The sequence below is a fragment of the Blautia difficilis genome, from assembly GCF_014297245.1.
Taxonomy (GTDB): domain Bacteria; phylum Bacillota; class Clostridia; order Lachnospirales; family Lachnospiraceae; genus Blautia_A; species Blautia_A difficilis.
Genome location: NZ_JACOQG010000002.1, coordinates 126,134 through 148,609 on the forward strand (window position 1 = coordinate 126,134; position 22,476 = coordinate 148,609).

Genomic DNA, 22,476 nt, shown 5'->3' on the forward strand with positions numbered 1-22,476 from the left:
AGAATACAAATGGTTAATCAGAAATATTTGGACAAGGCGGAGGTGCTGATTGAGGCGCTTCCTTATATTCAGAGATTTAATCGTAAGATCGTGGTTGTAAAGTACGGCGGAAGTGCCATGCTGGATGATGAACTGAAGAAGAATGTTATCAAGGACGTTGTTCTTCTGAAGCTGGTTGGTTTTAAACCGATTATTGTTCATGGTGGTGGTAAGGAAATCAGTCGCTGGGTTGGCAAGGTTGGTATGGAGCCGAAATTTATCAATGGTCTTCGTGTAACAGATAAAGATACTATGGAGATCGCAGAGATGGTTCTTGCGAAGGTGAATAAGGAACTGGTTGCCATGGTGGAATCTCTTGGTGTAAATGCAGTTGGTATCAGTGGTAAAGACGGTGGTCTGCTGAAATGCCGCAAGAAACAGACAGAGGGCGGAGACATTGGATTTGTAGGCGAGGTTACAAAGGTTGAGCCGAAGATCCTGGAAGATCTTCTGGAGAAAGATTTCCTGCCGATCATTTTCCCGGTAGGCTATGATGATAATTTTGCTACTTATAATATTAATGCAGATGATGCGGCGTGTGCCATTGCAGAGGCTGTTCATGCCGAGAAACTGGCATTTCTTTCTGACATTGAAGGCGTTTATAAGGATAAAGATGATCCCTCCAGTCTGATCTCTGAGCTTCATGTAGATGAGGCTGAGAAACTTATCAGTGACGGTTATGTAGGCGGAGGTATGATTCCGAAGCTGAAAAACTGTATTGATGCCATTGAAGAAGGTGTTAAAAGAGTACATATCCTTGACGGAAGAATTCCTCACAGTTTACTGCTGGAAATCTTTACAAACAAAGGTATTGGTACTGCAATCTTAAGAGAAGACGGGGAGAAATATTATAATGAACATGAATGAACAGATGAAGGAATCAGAAGAGAATATCCTTCACACTTATAATCGTTTTCCTGTTGTTTTTGAAAAAGGACAGGGATGTTATTTATATGATTCCGAGGGAAAGGAATATCTGGATTTTGCAGCAGGTATCGCTGTAAATTCTCTGGGATATCATTATCCGGGATATGACGAAGCATTAAAAGATCAGATTGATAAGCTGATGCATATTTCCAATTTATATTATAATGAACCGATTATCGAGGCAGGTGCGAAGCTGGTAAAGGCAAGCAAAATGAGCAAGGCATTCTTTACCAACAGTGGTACGGAAGCAATCGAAGGTGCTTTAAAAGCTGCTAAGAAATATGCATATGTACGTGACGGACATGCAGACCATGAGATCATTGCAATGAACCATTCCTTCCATGGAAGAAGTATCGGTGCTCTTTCTGTAACAGGAACTGCTCATTACAGAGAGCCGTTTGAGCCGCTGATGGGTGGTGTGAAGTTTGCAGATTTCAATGATCTGGAGAGTGTAAAAGCTCAGATCACAGATAAGACCTGTGCAATTATTACTGAGGTTGTTCAGGGTGAGGGCGGTATCTACCCGGCGAAGAGAGAATTTCTGGAAGGTCTGCGCCAGATCTGTGATGAGAAGGATATTATGCTGATCTTTGATGAGATTCAGTGTGGTATGGGAAGAACCGGTTATTATTTTGCATGGCAGGCATATGGTGTACAGCCGGATATTATGACAAGTGCCAAGGCTCTTGGATGTGGTGTGCCGGTAGGCGCATTTGTACTGGGTGAGAAGGCAGCTAAAGCTTCTCTGGAACCTGGTGACCATGGTACAACTTATGGCGGAAACCCGTTTGTATGTGCTGCAGTCAGCAAGGTATTTGATATTTATGAGAATGATAAGATCATTGAACATGTACAGGAAATGACTCCATATCTGGAACAGAAACTGGATGAAATTGTTGCAAAACATGAATGCGCTGCAACAAGACGAGGCATGGGCTTCATGCAGGGAATCGTAATCCAGGGCCGCCCGGTTGGTGAAGTTGTAAAAGCTGCGCTGGCAAAAGGATTGTTAGTGATCTCCGCAGGCAGTGATGTATTGAGAATCGTACCTCCGCTTGTGATCACAAAAGAACATATTGATAAGATGGCTTCAATTCTGGATGAGTGTATGGAATAGTTTTTCAAACACGCTCTAAGGCTGTTGCGTTTTGCAATGGCCTTCTTTTTTACAGAAGATATAATTGATATACAATACAGGAATATATGGATGAATTTTAGTTATTGTTTTGGGAACAAGTTTAAATGGACGATATATTGACAGGATGATGATAGATGAAGATCTTTGATAGTCCTAAAACTAAATGGGTAATCATATGGAGTATTTGGGTGTTTGCTGTTATTTATAGTTTTTATATTTCAAATTACAATTATTTCACATGTCATAATAAAAAAAATACTTTACAGGAAATAACAGCAGTAACAGACCGAGGAATTACAAACAAATACGGTGCGAATTTTTCAAAATTTCATGTTGCTGTATCATTTAAATATAAGGATAAGCATTATCATGTCAATATTCCGAAGGATTTCAGGGATTATTCTACGGAAAACATTAAAGTTTATATTTATGAACCGTTGGATTTATCTGGAACTATTAAAATTGTAAGAAGTAAAATAGTTATTCCCTTTATATGGGGGGATTTATTTATAATTGGTATTCTATTAATAAGAGCTGTCCAGATAGAGAAAAAAAGAATAATAGGAACATAATCCTTTTTGGCTTGGCAGATTGATTTTGTAGGGTTACGTTATACATTGGTAACATTATACAGACACTATGAAGTGTTGTTTTTCACTGTAGATAATAGATTTGGCGTCATTGATATTCTGAAAGAAGATAAGACCTGCGATGATGACTACACAATTGAGTATCTGCGCGCACATTGCGGTATATTTTGTCCGAATTCGGTTGCCGTAGCCCGCTACGACGCCCTCATCCGGACAAAATCTCCCACAAATTGTGACGCACATCTTGCGAAAAGCATTTTTCAAACACACTTTAGGGAGAATATAAGAATAAAGAAAATCGTAAGTCTATAATTTTTTATTCGGTTACGATTGACTCGGATGAGGCTGAATAAAAATTGATATTTGTATGTATCCCGATTATACTGGGTATATCATGTTATATTTTAGGTTTGGAGGTTACATCGATGATACATGAAAAAATAGAAATCCATTTAAAAGACTCTGAGTTCACAGCAAACTTATTTACCTATTTTCTGGATAATTCTCCGGAGATAGACCCAGAGAGAAAGAGGCCGGTTGTATTGATCTGTCCGGGTGGCGGATATGCAATGACATCGGACAGAGAGGCAGAAGCACTGGCTGTTAAGTTTATGGCAATGGGGTATCATGCAGCAATTCTTCGTTACAGCGTTGCACCGGCACGTTTCCCGGAGGCACTTCTGCAGTTGGCTACAGCAGTTGCAATGCTTCGTGAGAATGCAGATAAATGGAATATTGATACTGAGAAAATTGTTGTCCAGGGTTCTTCCGCCGGTGGACATCTGGCAGCAAGCCTTGGTGTTTTCTGGAACAAACCGTTTGTGGCGGAAGCCCTGGAAATGGATGCTGAAAAATTCTGCCCTAATGGACTTATGCTCAGTTATCCGGTAATTACTTCCGGAGAAAAAGCACATCAGGGTTCTTTTGAGTGTGTTCTTGGAGAAGACTATGCAGATGAAGAGAAACTCAGATTCTTGTCACTGGAATTCAATGTAACCAAAGATACTCCACCGACGTTCATGTGGCACACTGCCCCGGATGACACCGTTCCGGTAGAGAATTCCCTGCTGTTTTTCCAGGCTCTTCATGCGCTGGACATTCCGGCAGAATTACATATCTATCCCGTAGGAGGTCACGGCCTGGGCCTTGCAACCGCTGAAACCTCCTGCCCCAATGGCTACGGCATCCAGGCAGAATGTGAAACCTGGGTACAGCTTGCCGGGGATTGGATGAAACATATATTTGAAGCGAAAGAAATAATGAAAGCACAGTGGGAATAAGGTGGTACAGACGAGAGGGAGTGCAAGAATAGCACTCCCTGTTTATCTTTTTTCACATATCAGCTGAGATATGAAAATTCACTCAATATCCAGTTCCGGCGGCTCATCCATAGTGTCGGAAACATATTTCCCGTTTTTCTTACGCTGCCGGACGCATTCAGTAAGCAGATACTCGATCTGGCCGTTGACGGAGCGGAAATCATCTTCTGCCCAGGCGGCAATCTGATCATAAAGCTTTGCAGAAAGCCTGAGCGGAATCTGTTTCTTTGGTCTGGTATCAGCCATTAGTACAGACTGCCGGAATTAACCACCGGCTGGGCATCGTGATTGCCGCACAGTACAACGAGAAGATTAGAAACCATGGCCGCTTTCCGCTCCTCATCAAGCTCAACCACATTGTTCTCGTTCAATCGTTCCAGTGCCATTTCAACCATGCCAACAGCACCATCTACGATCATCTTTCTCGCATCAATAATAGCAGAAGCCTGCTGTCTCTGTAGCATAACAGCTGCAATCTCAGGAGCATAAGCCAGATAGGTGATGCGTGCCTCAATAATCTCAAGACCAGCCTCCGCAACCTTCTGCTGAATTTCATCCCGGATACGTCCGGCTACAATTTCGCTGGAACCACGCAGGCTGCCCTCATCTGCAACACCATCCCCTGTTGTATCCACATTCGGAGCTACATCATAAGGATAAATCCTTACAATATTGCGAAGAGCACTATCACACTGCAGGGAAAGATATTCCTTATAGTTATCGACATTAAAAACAGCCTTTGCAGTATCTGTCACACGCCATATAACCGCAATTCCGATTTCTACAGGATTACCCAGACAGTCATTGATCTTCTGACGGTTATTGTTCAGAGTCATGATCTTCAGGGAAATCTTTTTACTCACATAAGAGCTATTGGAAGATCCGCTGGTGCCTGCCGCAGCTAATGTCAAAACTGATTTGGCAGCATTACCGCCATCTACATCGCCGCTCTGATTTAATTTCGTCTTAGCTGCCGGATTCACTGCTGTACAAAAAGGATTTACCCAATAAAAGCCGTCATCCTTCAGTGTGCCCACATAATTACCAAACAAGGTAAGAACCAGAGCTTCCTGAGGCTTTAGTACCTTTAATCCAAGAAATGGAATCCATCCCAAAGATAACCAGATGAATCCGACCGTAGCCATTGGAATACAATGAAAGATGGAACCGATTATAGCAAGTGCTGTTGCTGCCGCATACAACAAAATGAAGAGAATCATCATTGCCATACCATTCTTCTTACTGCTTAAAACTTTTTCCTGCATAATAAACCTCCTGACTGGTATATGCATTGCTTTACCATAAAAATATGTATGAATTGGTTGATGTACAAATGATATCATTTTGATATCAAAATGTCAATGCTGAAGAATATTGGATGTGATAAAGAAGAACATTTAATGTGTAGAGGAAAATTTCAGTATAAAAATTCGTAATTCTCAGTTATAATTGAGCTAACACGTTCTGGAGTAATGAGAGGTGAGGGTGAATATCTCAAATAATGTAACCAAACAGGCAATTAAAGATGCCTGTACTGCTTATAAGAACTTTTTCAGGGGTTTGCAAAAGTTCCCAGGATTCAAGTCAAAAAAGAGATCAATGCCGAAGTTCTATCAGGACAACGTTAAGATACGCTTCAGTAATACACACGTTAAATTTGAAGGCTTTTCTTCCGGCAGGAAAGCAAATAAACAAAAAATGAATTGGGTAAGACTTGCAGAACATGGACGTATTCCGACAAATGCTAAATATATGAACCCGAGAATATCTTTTGACGGATTGAACTGGTGGATCAGCGTATGTGTAGAATTTCCTGACTGCAGGGAAACACTTAATGATGACGGAGTCGGCATAGACCTGGGAATCAAAGATCTGGCTGTCTGCTCTGATGGGACTAAGTATAAGAATATCAATAAGAGTCGGAAAGTAAAGAAATTAGAAAAACAGAAACGCAGATTACAGCGTAGTGTCTCTCGTTCTTACGAGAAAAATAAGAAAGGGGAAAGTTACTGTAAAACAAATAATGTAATCAAAAAGGAAAAACTTTTATTAAAACGAAATCACAGATTAACAAACATCCGTAAAAATTATTTAAATCAGACCATATCGGAGATCGTAAATCGAAAACCAAGATTTATATGTATTGAAGATCTGAATGTCAGCGGAATAATGAAAAACAGACATTTATCCAAAGCAGTTCAGGCACAGGGATTTTTGGGGTTTAGAAAACAGCTTGAATATAGGTGCAGCGATAAAGGGATCCAGCTTATTGTGGTCGATCGGTTTTATCCATCCTCAAAGCTTTGCAGCTGTTGTGGAAACATCAAAAAAGATCTGAAGTTATCTGACAGAGTTTATAGATGTGCGTGTGGGAATATGATTGACAGAGATTTCCAGGCATCTATAAATCTCAAGACGTATGGAGAAAAATTTGCAGGCTGACACTGAAATGTTAATGCAAATATGTACGGATACGTTAGTCTGGAATTTACGCCTATGGAGAGTACAGGAACTTGTGAGTAGATTGATATTTATATCATCAAAAGCATACTCGTTGAAGTAGGAATGGAACATAGAAGTTTATAACTTTTTATAAGTTTTCAATAACGGAGGCTGCATATGTTTTATGGGAGAGAAACTGAGAGAAAAAAATTGTGTACCATGTTCCGCTCAGACGGTCAAATGATTTCTCTGATTTATGGCAGACGGCGAATTGGAAAAAGTGAACTTATTAAGCAGGTACTAAAAGAAACAGATATAAAAAGCATTTATTATGAATGTAAACAAACTACAGAACAGAATAATGTAGAAAGTTTAGCTGAACTTATAGGCGAAATATTTGACTTTACCAAACCTGCATTTGAAAATATGGAAGTTCTGTTGCGATTTTTGTTTAAAAAATCAGAAAAAGAACCGATGATTTTTGTTTTGGATGAATATCCATATTTAAGGGAAAATTCAAAGGGACTTGACAGCGTTTTGCAATCTGTCATAGATCATTACAAAGATACTTCTAACATGAAACTTATTGTCTGTGGTTCTTATGTGGATACGATGAAAGCTCTTTTGGAAAAACAAAATCCGCTATATGGAAGAATTGATCTTACGATTAATCTGAAGCCAATGGACTATTATGAATCAGCAATGTTTTATTCTGGGTTTTCAGAAGAAGATAAAGTAAGATTGTATAGTGTGTTTGGTGGAATTCCGTATTATAACCGGCTGATTGATGTAAAAAAAAGTGTACGGGAGAATATCATTGAATTGATTGCTTCATCCGGGGCACGTCTGGATAATGAGGTATCTATGTACCTGAACTCAGAAATTTCAAAAATTACAAATGTAAATGAAGTCTTTGAAGCACTTGCAAAAGGATTTAGCAGATATAAAGATATCCTTGACCAGTCGAATGTCTCAAGCGGACCTGCGTTAGTAGATATTCTTGATAAGCTGATGCGCATGGATGTTGTTGCAAAAGAAGCTCCGATCAACGATGAAAACAACAGAAAAAAATCGGGATATTTTATTTCAGATAATCTGTCTTTGTTCTATTATAAATATATTTTCAGAAATATGTCGCGAATGAATATTATGGATCAGGATATTTTTTATGATAGATATATTGCAGATGATTTTGAAACAAAATATATACCAAAGTGCTTTGAGAGGATTTGCAAACAATATCTGATCAGAAAAAACCGAAAAGGTCTGATGGATGAGATTTTTGAGAAAATAGGAAAATACTATTATGATGACCCGGTTAAAAAAAGAAATGGAGAATTTGATATTGTTACCCTCGATGAGAGGGGATATATTTTCTATGAAGCAAAATTCAGAAAAGAACCTATAACAGAGAGTATTGTCCAAAATGAAATCCGTCAGGTAAAACAAACCGGACTGGAATGTTATCGATATGGATTTTTTTCAAGATCAGGATTTACCTGTGAAGAAGGAACAAACCGTATATTGATTGAATTAAGGGAATTGTATAAATAAAAGGCTGATTCCAGTGCCCGTATGGATAGTATAAGTAAATACAGGTCATCTGCTGTCGGAGCAGAAAAACTGCAAAGTAGTGCTGAGTAAAGAGAATAAACTCAAATACTCAGCATAACTTTTGCAGAGAAAATTCCATTTTCATAGGTAAAACTGCACGCACCGCCGTTTTTGTCGGTAATGTGGCGGACGGATTCGATTCCTATGCCGTTTCCTGAGCGTTTGGAGGATTGGAAAATATTGTTTTTTTGATGTATTTTGCCATCGAAGGTATTCTCTACGTGGATCAGAAGGAGATGATTATGGTGGGGATAAACTTCCACATTAATCTTTCTGCGGGCGGGCGCTGTTTTTACACTTGCCTGGATGGCATTTTCCAACAGATTGGAAAACACAAGGCACAGATTAATCTCATCTATGGAAAGATCAGCAGGCAGGGAAACCAGTGCATGAAAAGGAATGTTTTCTCTTTCTGCAATGGTGGAATAATATCCGAAAACACTGTCAACAGCCTGATTTTCACAGAAATGCAGGTTATAGCCAGAGATTTTGCCGGTTGTAGCAGAGAGATATTCTTTAATTTTTTCTATGTCACCCTGTTCTGCCAGAGTGGACAGACGGACAAAATGATGGCGGATATCGTGACGTGCCTGCCTTGCTTCTTCAATGGCCATGCAGAGATTCTCGTATCTTTCCTGCTGCAGGGAAAGAAAATGGTTCTCCTGCTGAAGTCTGGCATTTCTGTTCAGGCTGACTGCCATCATAAGAAACAGGACATAAAACAGAAGCAGGATTATGAGCAGTACAAGACTGAAAACAATATAACACTGCAGAATACGCCCGGTATATAAAGTGCTGCGGTGTTTGGGAATCATAAAAAGATTCACTCCTATGAAGATTACCGGAAGAATCCAGAATACGTACCAGGTCTGGGCAAAGTTCTCGTCTGTGATCATTGTCTGTATACAGTGGAGGGCAGGATACCAGGCTGCCAGAACAAAAAGCAGACAGATCACGTTATAGAAAATTCCGGCACCGGTATGAAACCACAGTTCATTTTCTGTAATATGCAGGTCTGCGGTCATAAGTGCATTAACTGCCCGGGATAAACTTTTGACACATGTAAAAACTGCAAAGACTGCAAGAAAAATACTGACAGATTTCCAGACAGAGATTTTCAGCGTTTTGTGATAAATGAGCATAATCACAGGAAGCAGAGGAAACAGGAACCATCTGGTGGGGATTTGCAGGGCACAGCAAACCGCTCCTCCCAAAATACAGATTCCCAGAAGAAGAGGAAGAAGCCATGCTGTCAGCTTAAGCGGTGTCTGTCTCAGATAGCTTTTTACAGGCAGATATGCCAGCAGTATGCCGGGAATGATTACGGAAAGTTCAAGTACAGGGCGAAGTATGTCAGTCATTTCAGCACCTCCTTTGGAACAGAAATTCCATAAATGTCTGTCTGGCGTTTTTGAGCAGCTTCCGGCTGACTGGGACATTGCTTCCGTTATCAAGGCGAAAGCCTGTTCCGTCAAAATCAACGGCATGCTCCAGATTGATCACAACGCCACGGTTACACTGATAGAAACGTGAGTCCATTTTCAGGGAGGTTATGAAGGAATCAAAGGACTGACGGGTGACCAGTTCTCTATCACCGGCAGTGTGGATGTGGATCATATGGGAAAAATGTTCTGCGTAGATTATTTCCCGGAAGGGAATCTGAATATTGCTGCCGTTTACCTTTACATCTATGTATTTCCCGGAATCCGGGATGCGGGAAAGGATTTCATCTGCCAGTGCGGAAATATCATTTTCACTGTAGGGCTTTACAAGATAGTGCAGAGCCCGGACCTGGAATCCCTCTAATGCATAGTCAGTGGAACTTGTTGTAAAGATCAGCAGACAGTCAGTGTCTGATCTGCGAAGTTCTTTTGCTGTATCAATTCCGTTAGATCCATTCATATAAATATCCAGAAACACTACAGTGAAAGGACATTCCTTTGTTGCAGTGAGGAAAGCTTCTCCATTTTCATATTCCAATATATCTGTATGGACATTGCGCCTGGAAAACTGAGATTCCAGTCTGTTGTGAAGCAGTGTCCGTTCTTCTGAAATATCATCAACAATTGCAATTCTCATAGTAAATCTTCCTTTGTTTATATGTTTATAAAATTCCGCCTGCTGAGACTTTTTGTTGCTGTTCACTCTGTTTTCAGTAACACTTTTTCATCTGTGCAATCGAATTTGCAGACAAGCAGGTGGTATAGTTATTTCAAATATGCTCTGGTAACAGTATATCACAAAACAATACCATGGATTTACAATTCGTGTCATTTTCTGCCGTTTCGTGACAGAATTATTGAAAAAATTTATGACTTTTTTATAATGAGGATAACAAATGGGAGTACAGCAAATGGAAGAGGAGGGATGTCGTGTATTGTATTGCCATATTGACTGATCAGGAACAGGAAGGACAGAACTGTGCGGAATACATCAGGAATTACTGTACAGAAAAGAAAGTTTTTCCCTTGATTGAAATCTATCAGGATCAGGAACAATTTTTTGAGAGGACACGAAAAACAGTACCGGCAGTGGTGTTTCTTGCATTGCCAGGTGTGTCCGGGCTGAATGCGGCAGAACATCTCCGTTCCCTGTATCCGAAATGTGGGATCATCTGGTGCAGTGATCTTGATTTTTCGCTTCATGCGTTCAGGATGCGGATAGAATATTTTTTTATGAAGCCTGTGGAAGAGCAGAAAATAAAAGAAGGACTTTCCGTCTGGTTTGAACGAAGAAAAGTAATATAACAAAAAACACTCAGGAGGAAAAAATAATATGAAGAAAAGAGCTTTAATTCTTGCAATGATCGCTTTTATAACAGCTATAGCATCTGAACCGGCAGTAAATACGGTATATGCAGAGGAAACACAGACAGAAGAAAGTGCTGGTCAGGCATCAGAACTTCCGGTCAAGGCACTTACACCGAAGGCTATGGATGTGAATCCATATATGGCAGCCAGTGATTCTAATATTCATCATGACTGCTATAATACAGATTCAACAGATGAGGTATTGCCCGTTGATATTTATTCTGAGATCAATGTTTCTTATGAAAAAGTTAATCCCAATGCTTCGCCGGCAGTCTTTTTTGATTCCTATGGACATTCTGTGGTTCCACTTCTGGGTGGCCTGGCGATCCGTGATATTAATGCAGATGAGGCACAGACCCTGGGCTATTTTTCGCCAAAACAGCATGACAATGGAAGTTATCTGATACAGAGTTCATATTCTTTTGTAGATGAGAGCAATCGCATTGTGTGTCCGACGAACGATAATCGGGTACTTATGCTTAAGGCTACAGATGAGGAGGGAAATGTACTTCCGGAATTTGAGAAGGTTCTGGATATCGACATTAAAGCGGCAGCAGAGGCAGCGCTTGGAAAAACACTGGATCAGAATCTGTTATCTGTAGTTTTTGATTATGAGGGAAATCTCTGGTTTGCAACAGGAGGCTTCCGCATTTATCCCGACAGAAAACAGCAGGGAACCTTTGGCTATGTTTCACGTGCAGCTATCGATAAGATCCTGAATGGAGAAGATGTGGATCTGTCAGATGCAGTATTTGTATATGAACTGGAACCGGGAGAGGGTGCAGAGAATGGTATTGCGGCATCTAAGGAGGGTGCGGTCATTCTGACAAATCTGAAGTGTTATCTGCTCCAGGCGGATAATGGTGTGAAAAAAGTCTGGGAAACTTCCTATAAAAGTGTGGGTGCCAAGGAAAGCAAAGAAGGCGACGAGACGACAGGTGGCGGTCTTGCATGGGGAGGTGGATGTTCCCCGTCTCTGACCAAAGATCTGGTTATGTTTACAGACAATCAGGATCCGGTAAATCTTATTGCGGTGGATATGAAAACAGGAGAACAGGTTGCGAGTATGCCTGTTATAGATGAACTTCCGGAAGGTACACAGGTGTCTGTGGAAAATTCTGCAATTGTATATGATGATGGAGAGGGAACAGTAAGCACGATCGTATGTAACTGGTTTGGTGCAGGAAGTGCGAAGCTTGGAGAAGCAGATAATGATTCCTCAATACAAAGCTATGAGAATATTTATGATGTGGGCTGGCTGAGACAGGGCAATAAAATGATCGCGCCGGGTATAGAACGTGTGGATACAGTTAAGACGGAGGATGGATATGAGATGAAGAGTGTCTGGTGCAGAAGTGATCTGTCTGACACTTCCATGATGAAGCTGTCCACTGCAACAGGATATATTTACGGATATGTTCAGGATATGGAAACTGGTATGTGGCAGTATATCATGCTTGATTTTGAGACAGGCGAGACTGTGTTTACCATGGATATTTCTGACAAACCGGGATACAACAACATGGCTATCGGTATGTATGCGGGAAACAGCGGAAATGCGCTCTATTGTCCGACCGGTTATCTGGAACTGCTGAGACTTCAGGACAGGTTTGTATATCTGCCGGAAATGCCTTACCGCAAGGTGGATCTGGATCAGGCAATGCGCAATGTGTTAAGCCAGAAGAAATTTGCAGCAGACGGTGGACAGGGAGATGTGGAAGGATGGCTGAATACGATCACAATTGAGAATGTACATCCGAATACGACAGTTGCAATACGCATGAAAGGAATCTCAGGGGAAACAGGTTCTCTGAAGCTGTATGCATATGGTACAGATGGTACCTTGAAGGAAGTTCCGGAAGAGAAATGGCATATCCAGACAGAAGATGGTGAAACACCGGATACATTATCCGAAGACGTACTGTATGAGGTACATATGATTGTGGAAGATGGCGGTGATTTTGATCTCAGTGAAACGGAAAAAGAGATTAAGATATCTGCTGTTCTGGGTGCCTGACTGTAAATTGTGAAATAGGATTTGTTGCAGGAAGTATATATGTGAGGAAACGAAACATTTATTTGCCCGGTTTATGAATGATATCTGCAAAACAGAATAGACTAATACTAAAGAAAACAAGAGGTACTGCTAAACAGCGGTGCCTCTTTTCGACATAAAAATGATTATCGGAGTAAGCAGAATGATCATATTATTCAGGAGGGCAGATTTATGTGGGGATTTATAGTGGCATTGATTTCGGGAGCACTGATGAGCATTCAGGGTGTTTTTAATACGGAGGTGACAAAGCAGACCAGCCTCTGGGTATCAACCGGATGGGTACAGCTGTCGGCTTTTGCAGTCTGTGTTCTTGCCTGGCTTTTTACAGGACGGGAAAGTGTGGTTGCACTCTGGCAGGTGGACAATAAATATACACTTCTTGGCGGAGTGATCGGAGCGTTTATTACAATTACAGTAATCCAGAGTATGGGAGCACTTGGACCGGCAAAGGCAGCAATGCTGATCGTTATTTCTCAGCTGGCAGTTGCCTATGTAATTGAATTGGCCGGGTTGTTTGGGGTAGATAAAGAACCATTTGAATGGCGTAAGGTAATGGGATTGCTTATTGCAATAGCCGGAATTGTAATATTTAAATGGGAAAATTGACGGGAAAGAATAGGTGCTGTTATTGCAGGGTGAGATAGGAATTTTTTAAAATTACTATTGTAAAAACGTTAAGATTTCGTTACAATAGAGTATGGCATTATGGACAAGGGGACTCTGACTTTGAAAGGGGAGGAGAGAACCTTGCGGAAAAACAGAAATCAAAAACGTCTGTGCTGTCTGATGATGGCAGTGTTATTTTGGATTTTTACAGCTCTGACAGGATGTAAAAATCAAGAAGCACAGTTTCTCATCGATGGATTTCAGGAGGCAAAGGCTGAGGTAGATGCTGAGGAAGCGCAGAAAGCAGACTCCGAAGGACAGGAACAGCAGACGGAAACTGATAAAAAGGAAAAGCATTCTGAAAAAGAACAGGTTCGGGAACCTGAGACAGAAGCTACAGAGGTTTCTCAACAGGAGAAACCAGAAAAGAGTAAGATTTATGTGGATATTTGTGGAGCAGTGGTGAATCCGGGTGTGTTTCAGTTTGAAGAGGGAAGCCGGGTTTTCCAGGCAATAGAAGCAGCCGGTGGATTTTTACCGGAGGCAGCGCAGACCTGCGTAAATCGTGCCGGCATTCTCACAGACGGGGAACAGCTTTATATACTGACCCGGGAGGAGCAGACACAGATGAACCTGAAGCCAGGGCAGAGTGCTGACGGAACCGGACAGATTCAGGAAACAGCTGGGGGTACTGTGACAGGCGAAGGCCTGGAACAGAATGGAAAGGTTAATATAAATACAGCGGATGAGTCAGGCCTGGCCACGTTAAGTGGAATCGGGGATACCAGAGCGAAGGCGATTATTGCCTATCGGGAAGAGAATGGACCATTTGCAACAATTGAGGACATTATGAATGTATCGGGCATCAAGGAAGGTACATTTGAAAAGATAAAAGATGACATAGTAGTAGGATAAGGAGAAGCTGATGAGCAGGAAAGTTTTGGTAGTAGACGATGAGAAGTTAATTGTAAAGGGAATCCGTTTCAGCCTGGAGCAGGATGGAATGGAGGTTGACTGCGCCTATGACGGTGAGGAGGCAGTGGAGAAAGCCAAGGAGAAAAAATACGATATCATTCTTCTGGATCTGATGCTTCCAAAGATGGACGGTCTGGAGGTATGTCAGCAGATCCGTGAATTCTCCAATGTGCCTATTGTCATGCTTACTGCCAAGGGTGAGGATATGGATAAGATCCTGGGTCTGGAATATGGCGCTGATGATTATATTACCAAGCCCTTTAATATTCTGGAGGTAAAAGCCCGTATTAAAGCTATTATGCGTCGTGCCGGAAGTGACCACGATGAGAAAGAAAAGGCAAAGACAATTGAGGTTGGAGATCTCCACATGGACTGTGAGGGAAGACGTGTATTTATTGCAGGAAAAGAAATTAACCTTACTGCAAAGGAATTCGATGTTCTGGAACTTCTGGTATTCAATCCCAATAAAGTATACAGCCGTGAGAATCTGCTGAATATTGTCTGGGGATATGAATATCCGGGAGATGTCCGTACTGTGGATGTACATATCCGTCGCCTTCGTGAGAAGATTGAGACCAATCCAAGTGAGCCGAAATATGTGCATACCAAATGGGGTGTGGGCTATTATTTCCAGGCACAATGATCTGTCAGAATGAAAGGAAGAAACTGGCACAGTATGATAACTGATTATCTGCTGTGCTTTTTAAATTAACCGAATCAAGTAAGTCCCCTGCGAGGTTGCGAAAAGCGATAAGCAGTGGGTAGGGACTTGCTTGTATCAGGAGGAGTGCAAGCTCCTTCTGATAAACTGCGGAGCAGTTATTCGGTTATGAGCAAGTAGCGAAGCGGATTGCGAATATCCGCTTGACCATGACAAAAGAGAACGAGGTTAGGCAAAATGAAAAAGAGAACAAATTTTTTCAAAAGTCTGCGTTTTCGTATTTTGATTATCTTAATTATTCTTGGAATTGTACCCAGCGTGATTGTGACCTATACGATGCTTCATAATTATCAGGATCGTGCAGTTTCCATGCTTACGGAGACGGTGCAGGATCAGAGTGAGATCCTGTGCAATTTGATCATTAAGGAGAATTATCTGAATGATACCGGCTCTCAGACAGTAAATACTAAGCTGGAAATGTTTGCAGACCTTTACAATGGTCGTGTCCTTCTGGCAGACAGGGATTTTAAGATTGTAGGAGATACGTTTCACACAGAAGAGGGAAAAACACTTCTCAGCTCTCTTGCAGTGAAGTGTTTTAAAGGAGAAAAAGCAAGCAATTTTGATCTGAAAAGTAAAGTGTTGGAGGTTGCAGTTCCTGTACAAAGCCCGGATGTGCAGCAGATACAGGGTGTGATGCTGATGACGATTTCTACCATTGAGATCGGAGATATGATGGCTGAGCTGGAACAGAAAGGAATGATGCTGCTTGGTATTATTGTAGTGCTTTCCATTTTCCTGTCATGGCTGCTGTCAACGATCCTTGTAAAACCACTGGCAAGAGTTACCAAAGCAATTGAGGATCTTACGGACGGTATGCAGGATGATGCTATCAGCGTACCTGATTATACAGAAACTGAGCTGATTACAGATGCTTTCAATAAGATGGTAAACAGGATGAAAATCCTGGACGAATCCCGTCAGGAGTTTGTATCAAATGTGTCTCATGAATTAAAAACACCTCTGACTTCCATGAAGGTTCTGGCAGATTCACTGGTGGGACAGCAGGGAGTTCCGGAGGAGCTTTATCAGGAATTTATGGGAGATATCACAGCGGAGATTGACCGGGAGAATAAGATTATCACAGATCTTCTGTCATTGGTAAAAATGGATAAAAAGGCGGCAGATCTGAATATCACCCATATGGATATCAATCAGCTGCTGGAGGACATTTTGAAGAGATTACGTCCTATTGCAGACAAGAGGAATATTGATCTGATCCTGGACTGCTTCCGTCCTGTGGAGGCAGATGTGGATGAAGTAAAATTTACTCTTGCCATCAGCAATCTGGTAGAAAATGGTATTAAATACAATGTAGATGATGGCTGGGTCAGGGTATCTCTGGATGCAGATCATAAATATTTTTATGTAACTGTGGCAGATTCCGGTATGGGAATTCCGGAAGACAGTATTGAGAGGATTTTTGAACGTTTTTACCGTGTGGATAAGTCCCATTCCAAAGAAATCGGCGGAACAGGACTTGGACTGGCCATCACAAGAAGTGCCATTGCCATGCATCACGGAGCAATCAAAGTATTCAGTAAAGAAGGGGAAGGGACTACTTTTTCTGTTCGCATTCCTCTGTCTTATATTGCGTCCTAGGAGGTGCTGTTGTGAAGAGATTGATTTACGGGATTTTTACTGTACTGTTGCTTGGAATCCTTCTCACAGGATGCTCTGTAGAGGTACAGGAGGATCAGGATAAAAATAATACTGCCGAATACTATCTGTATGATATTAACGGGGATGAGACGGCTCTGGTCAGGGAAGCTTATACGCCGGAGGAAAGCACGGCAGAATATATGCTGAAAGATATGATGCAGCGGATGAATAACAAAGAGTCCGGAAAAGAAGCCATAAGTCTTCTGCCGGATGAACTTCAGATGAATTACAGTGTTGAAGCTCCTGTTCTGGTTGTGAATTTTAACAGCAGCTACAAGGATATGAGTGCTGCAAGGGAAATTTTGGTACGTGCAGGAGTAGTAAAGTCTTTTCTGCAGGTGCCTGGGATCACAGCAGTGCGCTTTACTGTAGAGAATGAAGAACTTCTGGATTCCAGAGGAAATCCGGTGGGAGATATGACTGAGGATACCTTTGCAGAATTTACAGGAAATGAGCCGGATGCCTATTGCAGCAATACGTTTACTTTGTATTTTACAGATAAGGAAGGAACCCATCTGGTAAAGGAACAGAGAACTGTGCGATATAAGCGTACAATTCCAAGGGAGCGGATCATTCTGGAACAGCTGATGAAGGGACCCATGGAAAAAGGACATTATCCTACCATTCCGGAGAATACGGAGCTTCTGAATGTAACCATTGCAGACGGAGTATGCTATGTGGCATTTGATCAGGTGTTTTCCTCCTATGCACTGGAGGTGTCAGAGAAGATTCCGGTATATTCAGTGGTGAATTCTCTGCTGGATGCGGTGGATGCAGATAAAGTGCAGATTACTGTAGGGGAAAAAGAAAAATTAGATACTTTTGGCCAGAAAATGGCTCTATATCGTTTTTATGAGAAAAATGACAAGCTTGTAGTTGATGAAAAAGAGACAAAATAAGGAGGCATGCAATGAGGGGACGGCCTGTCTGTATCCTGTGCCTGCTTCTGGTTGTTTTTCTGTGTGTGACAGACTGGCTGGGGTTTTCCATGACAAGTGGAAATCCTCTGCCGGAACCTGTACAGACATGGATTAAAAAGCACCCGGAATCCACTATCTGCGGGGAGGTGGTCAGGTGCCAGGAAAATGAAAATTATCAATCTATATATCTGAGAAATACATATCTTATTTACAATTCTGAAAAAGTTTCCATTGATGAAGTAAAAGTTTATATGAAAAATAAGAAGCTTCCCGGTGATTTGCCAAAGGCAGGAAGTATGATTTTGTTGTCCGGAAAACTGGAGGAAATAGAAGGTCCGCGTAATCCAGGCGAATTTAACAGTAAAAATTACAATGCCTGCAGACACATTTATTATGCATTGAAAAAAGCAATCATAAAGAAGCAATCCCGGACCCATTCTGCATATGGACAGTTTTTGATCAGTCTGAGAGAAAGATTTACAGAGATATTGGAAACTGTCTGTGACAGTGAGGCGGGAGCCTTTGAAGCAATTGTTTTGGGAGACAAGACCAATCTGGATCCGGAACTGAAAATGCGTTACCAGATGGGCGGAATCATTCATATTCTGGCTATTTCGGGTGTTAAGACTCTAAAGTTGGATATCCCCCTAGTGCTTGAAACCCGCATAAACTGGGGATTTGTGCCACTGCATATCGCTATAATTTACATTCTAAAACTGTGCTTAGGCGAGGAAATTATTCCCCGTTGTCGTTTCCCTTGTTCAAGGGGGTATCTCATAAAATGTATAAATTGGCAAAAGAAGCAATCATTCAGCGTAAGTCAATCTTATCGCAAAAGTTAAAAAATCAGCAAAAGGAGAAGAAGCCTATGGCATATAAAAAATATAGAGAAATGAAAGTTTACGAAGCAAGCGGATACCAGTACAAGCGGACACCGAGTATTGTACTTAAAGGGCAGTGGCTGTCGGAGTTGGGATTTGACATCGGAGAGCAGATTGAAGTGAAGTGTGAGGATGGACGATTGATTATAACTAAAGCAAACGAAATATGGAGTGCCGAAGCCTGATGTAGCGTCTTGACCGACTTGGTTAAAGCTGCTAAAATTAATAATATTATGTATACTAAGGAAGTGATTAAGTGGCAAGGGGAAAAGTGATTAGTGTTTATCTCATTGATGGGGTAGCTAATGGGAAAATTAAAGCAACAATATCTAATTGGAATGGCATTGCTTACAAAATTCCAAGAAGGCTCTTGGACGAGTGCAAGGAGTTGGATGCATTTAAACAGAGCGGAGTTTACTTCCTTTTTGGTAACAATATGGTGTATGTAGGTCAAGCAGAAGTTAGAAAAAATGGGAAAGGGATACACCAGAGGATACTTGATCACGAGAATGATAAATACAAAGATTACTGGGATGAGGTTGTGATTTTTACAAGAAAAGATAACTCGCTCGGTCGTACAGACATTTCTTATTTGGAAAATCGTTTTTATAATAAAGCATTAGAAGCAGGACGATTTCATGTACAAAATGGAAATGAACCAACCATAGGAACAGTAACAGAAGAAAAAGAAAGTGAATTAGAAGAGTACATAGATCAGGCTGAACTAGTTTTAGGGGCATTGGGGTATAAGGTTTTTGAGCCTATGACAGCATCCGTATCTGTGCCCAAAGCTGAACAGGAGTATTTGGTTTCCAATAGGTCTGTTCCGGATTTGCCAGAAGGTGTTACTAAGGTAGGTGATTTTATATTACAATCGATGAGAAATTTGGAAGCCTCAGGATATGTTTTTTCTGATGAGCAAATGCAGATTCTATTGAATCCGACAGAATGTAATAAAAAAGAACTTTTTAATTTGCAGAATTCGAATGTGGCTTTCTTCAAATTATATAATCCGGACGAAGAAAGGCCACATTACCTTAATGGTATGCAGAGATATTACACACCCAAAAAGGTAGTACTTACATTTGGAAAATATAAGGTGTTACTGACAAAGGAATGGTATGAAAAATATGGGCATAGAGATTTGTTTATAAAATGGTATACAAGTTTAGTATAGCGTTGGTGGATGCATTAGCGTTATGCTGATAGTATATTTTGATGGCTGAGGTGATATTTATGGATTGTTTGACACCAGAGCAAAGACATAAAAACATGGTCAACATAAAGTCAAAGGATACATCAATAGAAGTTGTCCTGAGAAAAGCATTGTGGAAGAAAGGGATTAGGTATAGAAAGAATTATAAGTTATTACCGGGAACTCCGGATATTGCTATTACAAAATATAAAATTGCCATTTTTTGTGATAGCGAGTTCTTTCACGGCAAGGATTGGGAAGTTTTAAAGCCACGATTAGAAAAAGGAAAAAACGCTGAATTTTGGATAAAGAAAATTGGAAAAAATAGAGAACACGATGATGAGGTTAATAAAAAACTCTTATTTATGGGATGGACCGTTGTAAGATTTTGGGGAAACGATATAAAGAAAAAAACAGATGAATGCATTAAAGTAATTGAAGAAACGATTTTTGATATGTTGATTTGTGATGAAGAAATGCAAGACAGTTAAGCAATAACCGCCTTGCATTTTTTATGTCATATTAATAGCGTGAGAGATCGAGAGTATAGGTTCCAGGAATGCATACATGGGCAATGTCATCATCGAAGTCTTCCAATTTTCGAAGAAGTGGTCGATCATAGATGTTTTTTATGTTTGTGGCCGGATAACCATTTGTAGGTGAGTATTTTCGAATCAACCGAGGGCTTAGTCCTGGTGTTTGAGGAGTCATTGCGTCAAGTGCATCATATAAAGTATTTGGCATGTAGATTGCGATGAAGCCTCTCTGTTTATATTGTTTGACTCTATCAGGTGACCATTCACTTGGATCATCAAACAGGCCATACCCAACTACAGGAGCAGCGTTTTGTCCTGTTCCACTAACAATTAAACGCTCTTTAGCCTTGTAGCTTTTGACCGATATAAATAGGTTAAAAGGAGATCCCATAATGGCGAAATCTCCAATCCAATCCCATGTTTTAGGAAGTGTATCATATCTGTTTGGAGCACTTGCGTCGAGTGCTATTTTACAGATTAATTCAGTTACGGCTCCGGTGACTTTGACGTCCTCTTTGAGTCCGGCTGTGACTATATCGGTATGAACAGCATCACGTGCAGCCAAAATATCATATATATGATCATATTGGATTTGTGCAGATGCACCAGTAAAACCGCTTCTTCGTATAGTCTCATCAAAGATAAGCTGCGATTGAGAGATATCTTTACGAGTCTTATTCTGTACATCTCTTAAATCATTTATGAACGGCATATCAAAGCCTCCTTTGTTTTTGATATTACTATTGTAACAGTTTTGATGATGAATGTATAGAGCAGTCGATATTCTGGCTTGAAATTTGTGATTTTACCAGTTCCAATTTTGAATAAAATGTGATAAAATGAGGACAGATTGACCTATAAAAGAGACAAAGGAGATATTGAAATGAATACGTCCGAAGCAATAAAGGCGAAAAGAAAGAATTTGGGGCTTACGCAGAAAGATTTTGCCGATGCACTTGGAATGGGAAGAAACGGAGATAGAACATTACGCAGATGGGAAAATGGAGAATCCGCTCCGTCTGCATTAGAATATAAAACAATTTTGCAATTTGCAGAGAAAACACCGTTTGAAGTAAAGGATGAAATGCCGGAATTTAAATTTATTGATTTGTTCGCTGGAATAGGAGGAATAAGGATTCCTTTTCAGGAATTGGGTGGAAAATGTGTATTTACGTCAGAGTGGGATAAATTCGCACAAAAGACCTATAGGGTAAACTTTGGTGAAGAACCGGCAGGAGATATAACGCAAATAGATGCAAAAGATATTCCTGATTTTGATATTTTACTGGGTGGTTTCCCGTGTCAGCCTTTTTCACAAGCTGGATTGAAAAAAGGATTTTCTGATACTAGGGGAACTTTATTTTTTGAAATTGAAAGAATCTTAAAGGAAAAAAGACCGAAAGCCTTTTTGCTGGAGAATGTCAAGCAGCTCAAAGGGCATGATAAAGGGCGTACATTAAAAGTGATACTGGAACATTTGGATGCACTCAATTATTACGTCAACTACGAAGTACTCCGTGCTGGAGATTTTGGTGTTCCTCAGAATAGAGAAAGAATTTATATTGTTGGATTAAATAAAGAATACTATAATATTTCTGATGATTATGAGTTTAAGTTTCCAACACCTACTTATGAAAAAACAAGACTTGGCGATATATTGGAACATGATGTGGATGAAAAATACACGATAAGTGATGCATTATGGGAAGGACATCAACGAAGGAAAAAAGAACATAAGAAAAAAGGAAATGGATTTGGTTATTCATTATTTAACGAAGAATCAGAATATACAAATACTATTAGTGCACGATATTATAAGGATGGAAGCGAAATTTTAATTGATCAGGGATCAGATAAAAATCCAAGGAAACTCACTCCGAGAGAATGTGCCAGATTACAAGGCTTTCCTGAACAATTTATTATAACGGTTTCTGATACCCAGGCATATAAGCAATTTGGAAATTCCGTTGCGGTTCCGGTTATTCGTGCAGTAGCGAAAAGGATCAGAGAGGAAATGGGGTCTCTACCAGTAAAGGAGTGATTTA

25 protein-coding genes are annotated in these 22,476 nt (G+C 40.6%); 19 read left to right on the forward strand and 6 right to left on the reverse strand.

What is annotated here, in order from left to right; genetic code table 11:
* The first annotated feature begins 9 nt into the window (after positions 1-9).
* The 3 genes from argB to H8Z82_RS02155 all read left to right on the forward strand — a co-directional run bounded on the left by argB (position 10) and on the right by H8Z82_RS02155 (position 2,676).
* Entirely contained in the window at positions 10-906 is an 897-nt protein-coding gene (argB, locus tag H8Z82_RS02145) for an acetylglutamate kinase (RefSeq protein ID WP_019160702.1), read from the forward strand.
* The gene (locus tag H8Z82_RS02150; protein ID WP_186994096.1) at positions 893-2,083 is read left to right on the forward strand and encodes an aspartate aminotransferase family protein; all 1,191 of its coding nucleotides are present in this window, start codon (positions 893-895) and stop codon (positions 2,081-2,083) included. The genes argB and H8Z82_RS02150 overlap by 14 nt, the downstream gene beginning before the upstream one ends.
* Positions 2,084-2,238: 155 nt before the next feature.
* A complete protein-coding gene (locus H8Z82_RS02155; RefSeq protein ID WP_186994097.1) occupies positions 2,239-2,676 on the forward strand; it encodes a hypothetical protein in 438 nt (145 codons plus the stop codon).
* 54 nt (positions 2,677-2,730) lie between these two features.
* Here H8Z82_RS02155 and H8Z82_RS17860 read toward each other — a convergent pair whose 3' ends face one another.
* A complete protein-coding gene (locus H8Z82_RS17860; protein WP_334298246.1) occupies positions 2,731-2,937 on the reverse strand; it encodes a DUF6783 domain-containing protein in 207 nt (68 codons plus the stop codon).
* On the opposite strand from H8Z82_RS17860, the gene H8Z82_RS17865 reads away from it, so the two are divergent.
* Together H8Z82_RS17865 and H8Z82_RS02160 are read left to right on the forward strand one after the other, a co-directional pair.
* A complete protein-coding gene (locus H8Z82_RS17865) occupies positions 2,902-3,006 on the forward strand; it encodes a DUF6783 domain-containing protein (RefSeq protein WP_334298247.1) in 105 nt (34 codons plus the stop codon). The two genes, H8Z82_RS17860 and H8Z82_RS17865, sit on opposite strands and share 36 nt — an antisense overlap.
* 113 nt (positions 3,007-3,119) lie before the next feature.
* Positions 3,120-3,974 (forward strand): alpha/beta hydrolase, encoded by an 855-nt coding sequence (locus H8Z82_RS02160; protein WP_186994098.1) that lies wholly within the window; start codon positions 3,120-3,122, stop codon positions 3,972-3,974.
* A gap of 78 nt (positions 3,975-4,052) precedes the next feature.
* On the opposite strand, the gene H8Z82_RS02165 is transcribed toward H8Z82_RS02160, so the two are convergent.
* Complete coding sequence (locus H8Z82_RS02165) at positions 4,053-4,259, reverse strand: TA system antitoxin ParD family protein (protein WP_026649632.1); 207 nt, start codon at positions 4,257-4,259, stop codon at positions 4,053-4,055.
* Positions 4,259-5,278: an SPFH domain-containing protein gene (locus H8Z82_RS02170; RefSeq protein WP_186994099.1), complete on the reverse strand. Its 1,020-nt coding sequence runs from the start codon at positions 5,276-5,278 to the stop codon at positions 4,259-4,261. The genes H8Z82_RS02165 and H8Z82_RS02170 overlap by 1 nt, the downstream gene beginning before the upstream one ends.
* 220 nt (positions 5,279-5,498) lie before the next feature.
* Between H8Z82_RS02170 and H8Z82_RS02175 the strand changes: the two genes are divergently transcribed.
* Entirely contained in the window at positions 5,499-6,455 is a 957-nt protein-coding gene (locus H8Z82_RS02175) for an RNA-guided endonuclease InsQ/TnpB family protein (protein WP_330607804.1), read from the forward strand.
* Between the two features lie 177 nt (positions 6,456-6,632).
* A complete protein-coding gene (locus H8Z82_RS02180) occupies positions 6,633-8,009 on the forward strand; it encodes an ATP-binding protein (RefSeq protein WP_186994100.1) in 1,377 nt (458 codons plus the stop codon).
* 101 nt (positions 8,010-8,110) lie between these two features.
* Here H8Z82_RS02180 and H8Z82_RS02185 read toward each other — a convergent pair whose 3' ends face one another.
* Both H8Z82_RS02185 and H8Z82_RS02190 read right to left on the reverse strand, forming a co-directional pair.
* Positions 8,111-9,430, reverse strand: a complete 1,320-nt coding sequence (locus H8Z82_RS02185) for a sensor histidine kinase (RefSeq protein ID WP_186994101.1) — start codon at positions 9,428-9,430, stop codon at positions 8,111-8,113.
* 1 nt (position 9,431) lies between these two features.
* Entirely contained in the window at positions 9,432-10,148 is a 717-nt protein-coding gene (locus tag H8Z82_RS02190; protein WP_186994102.1) for a LytR/AlgR family response regulator transcription factor, read from the reverse strand.
* A gap of 293 nt (positions 10,149-10,441) precedes the next feature.
* Between H8Z82_RS02190 and H8Z82_RS02195 the strand changes: the two genes are divergently transcribed.
* The 11 genes from H8Z82_RS02195 to H8Z82_RS02245 all read left to right on the forward strand — a co-directional run bounded on the left by H8Z82_RS02195 (position 10,442) and on the right by H8Z82_RS02245 (position 20,386).
* Positions 10,442-10,816 (forward strand): response regulator, encoded by a 375-nt coding sequence (locus tag H8Z82_RS02195; RefSeq protein WP_117676210.1) that lies wholly within the window; start codon positions 10,442-10,444, stop codon positions 10,814-10,816.
* A gap of 28 nt (positions 10,817-10,844) precedes the next feature.
* A complete protein-coding gene (locus H8Z82_RS02200; RefSeq protein ID WP_186994103.1) occupies positions 10,845-12,896 on the forward strand; it encodes a hypothetical protein in 2,052 nt (683 codons plus the stop codon).
* A gap of 210 nt (positions 12,897-13,106) precedes the next feature.
* Positions 13,107-13,541, forward strand: a complete 435-nt coding sequence (locus H8Z82_RS02205) for a DMT family transporter (protein ID WP_186994104.1) — start codon at positions 13,107-13,109, stop codon at positions 13,539-13,541.
* A 141-nt stretch (positions 13,542-13,682) separates the two neighbouring features.
* Positions 13,683-14,456 carry a ComEA family DNA-binding protein gene (locus H8Z82_RS02210; protein ID WP_243176373.1) on the forward strand — a complete coding sequence of 258 codons (774 nt, stop codon included), beginning with the start codon at positions 13,683-13,685 and terminating at the stop codon, positions 14,454-14,456.
* Positions 14,457-14,466: 10 nt separating this feature from the next.
* A complete protein-coding gene (locus tag H8Z82_RS02215) occupies positions 14,467-15,159 on the forward strand; it encodes a response regulator transcription factor (protein ID WP_019160710.1) in 693 nt (230 codons plus the stop codon).
* Between the two features lie 255 nt (positions 15,160-15,414).
* Entirely contained in the window at positions 15,415-16,839 is a 1,425-nt protein-coding gene (locus H8Z82_RS02220; RefSeq protein WP_186994106.1) for a sensor histidine kinase, read from the forward strand.
* An 11-nt stretch (positions 16,840-16,850) separates the two neighbouring features.
* Positions 16,851-17,798: a GerMN domain-containing protein gene (locus tag H8Z82_RS02225; protein WP_186994107.1), complete on the forward strand. Its 948-nt coding sequence runs from the start codon at positions 16,851-16,853 to the stop codon at positions 17,796-17,798.
* An 11-nt stretch (positions 17,799-17,809) separates the two neighbouring features.
* Positions 17,810-18,661, forward strand: a complete 852-nt coding sequence (locus tag H8Z82_RS17270; RefSeq protein WP_243176374.1) for a ComEC/Rec2 family competence protein — start codon at positions 17,810-17,812, stop codon at positions 18,659-18,661.
* Positions 18,662-18,711: 50 nt separating this feature from the next.
* Positions 18,712-18,885: a SymE family type I addiction module toxin gene (locus H8Z82_RS02235; protein WP_242995736.1), complete on the forward strand. Its 174-nt coding sequence runs from the start codon at positions 18,712-18,714 to the stop codon at positions 18,883-18,885.
* A 71-nt stretch (positions 18,886-18,956) separates the two neighbouring features.
* Positions 18,957-19,877, forward strand: a complete 921-nt coding sequence (locus tag H8Z82_RS02240; RefSeq protein ID WP_117780827.1) for a GIY-YIG nuclease family protein — start codon at positions 18,957-18,959, stop codon at positions 19,875-19,877.
* A 59-nt stretch (positions 19,878-19,936) separates the two neighbouring features.
* Positions 19,937-20,386: a very short patch repair endonuclease gene (locus tag H8Z82_RS02245; protein WP_117780828.1), complete on the forward strand. Its 450-nt coding sequence runs from the start codon at positions 19,937-19,939 to the stop codon at positions 20,384-20,386.
* A 31-nt stretch (positions 20,387-20,417) separates the two neighbouring features.
* Here the strand turns inward: H8Z82_RS02245 and H8Z82_RS02250 are convergent, their stop codons facing one another.
* Positions 20,418-21,143 (reverse strand): hypothetical protein, encoded by a 726-nt coding sequence (locus tag H8Z82_RS02250; RefSeq protein WP_186994108.1) that lies wholly within the window; start codon positions 21,141-21,143, stop codon positions 20,418-20,420.
* A gap of 138 nt (positions 21,144-21,281) precedes the next feature.
* Between H8Z82_RS02250 and dcm the strand changes: the two genes are divergently transcribed.
* On the forward strand, positions 21,282-22,472 hold the full coding sequence (gene dcm, locus H8Z82_RS02255) for a DNA (cytosine-5-)-methyltransferase (protein WP_242995416.1): 1,191 nt from the start codon (positions 21,282-21,284) through the stop codon (positions 22,470-22,472).
* The last annotated feature ends 4 nt before the right edge of the window (positions 22,473-22,476 follow it).

Excerpts from the sequence above, each read along its gene's own strand:
- H8Z82_RS02160 (WP_186994098.1), top strand. The coding sequence starts at position 3,120 with ATGATACATGAAAAAATAGAAATCCATTTAAAAGACTCTGAGTTCACA.
- H8Z82_RS02235 (WP_242995736.1), top strand. The coding sequence starts at position 18,712 with ATGAAAGTTTACGAAGCAAGCGGATACCAGTACAAGCGGACACCGAGT.
- H8Z82_RS02185 (WP_186994101.1), bottom strand. The coding sequence starts at position 9,430 with ATGACTGACATACTTCGCCCTGTACTTGAACTTTCCGTAATCATTCCC.
- H8Z82_RS02170 (WP_186994099.1), bottom strand. The coding sequence starts at position 5,278 with ATGCAGGAAAAAGTTTTAAGCAGTAAGAAGAATGGTATGGCAATGATG.
- H8Z82_RS02165 (WP_026649632.1), bottom strand. The coding sequence starts at position 4,259 with ATGGCTGATACCAGACCAAAGAAACAGATTCCGCTCAGGCTTTCTGCA.
- H8Z82_RS02200 (WP_186994103.1), top strand. The coding sequence starts at position 10,845 with ATGAAGAAAAGAGCTTTAATTCTTGCAATGATCGCTTTTATAACAGCT.
- H8Z82_RS02190 (WP_186994102.1), bottom strand. The coding sequence starts at position 10,148 with ATGAGAATTGCAATTGTTGATGATATTTCAGAAGAACGGACACTGCTT.
- H8Z82_RS02245 (WP_117780828.1), top strand. The coding sequence starts at position 19,937 with ATGGATTGTTTGACACCAGAGCAAAGACATAAAAACATGGTCAACATA.
- H8Z82_RS02250 (WP_186994108.1), bottom strand. The coding sequence starts at position 21,143 with ATGCCGTTCATAAATGATTTAAGAGATGTACAGAATAAGACTCGTAAA.
- H8Z82_RS02150 (WP_186994096.1), top strand. The coding sequence starts at position 893 with ATGAACATGAATGAACAGATGAAGGAATCAGAAGAGAATATCCTTCAC.
- argB (WP_019160702.1), top strand. The coding sequence starts at position 10 with ATGGTTAATCAGAAATATTTGGACAAGGCGGAGGTGCTGATTGAGGCG.
- H8Z82_RS17860 (WP_334298246.1), bottom strand. The coding sequence starts at position 2,937 with ATGTGCGTCACAATTTGTGGGAGATTTTGTCCGGATGAGGGCGTCGTA.
- H8Z82_RS02215 (WP_019160710.1), top strand. The coding sequence starts at position 14,467 with ATGAGCAGGAAAGTTTTGGTAGTAGACGATGAGAAGTTAATTGTAAAG.
- H8Z82_RS02155 (WP_186994097.1), top strand. The coding sequence starts at position 2,239 with ATGAAGATCTTTGATAGTCCTAAAACTAAATGGGTAATCATATGGAGT.
- H8Z82_RS02220 (WP_186994106.1), top strand. The coding sequence starts at position 15,415 with ATGAAAAAGAGAACAAATTTTTTCAAAAGTCTGCGTTTTCGTATTTTG.
- H8Z82_RS02205 (WP_186994104.1), top strand. The coding sequence starts at position 13,107 with ATGTGGGGATTTATAGTGGCATTGATTTCGGGAGCACTGATGAGCATT.
- H8Z82_RS17270 (WP_243176374.1), top strand. The coding sequence starts at position 17,810 with ATGAGGGGACGGCCTGTCTGTATCCTGTGCCTGCTTCTGGTTGTTTTT.
- H8Z82_RS02180 (WP_186994100.1), top strand. The coding sequence starts at position 6,633 with ATGTTTTATGGGAGAGAAACTGAGAGAAAAAAATTGTGTACCATGTTC.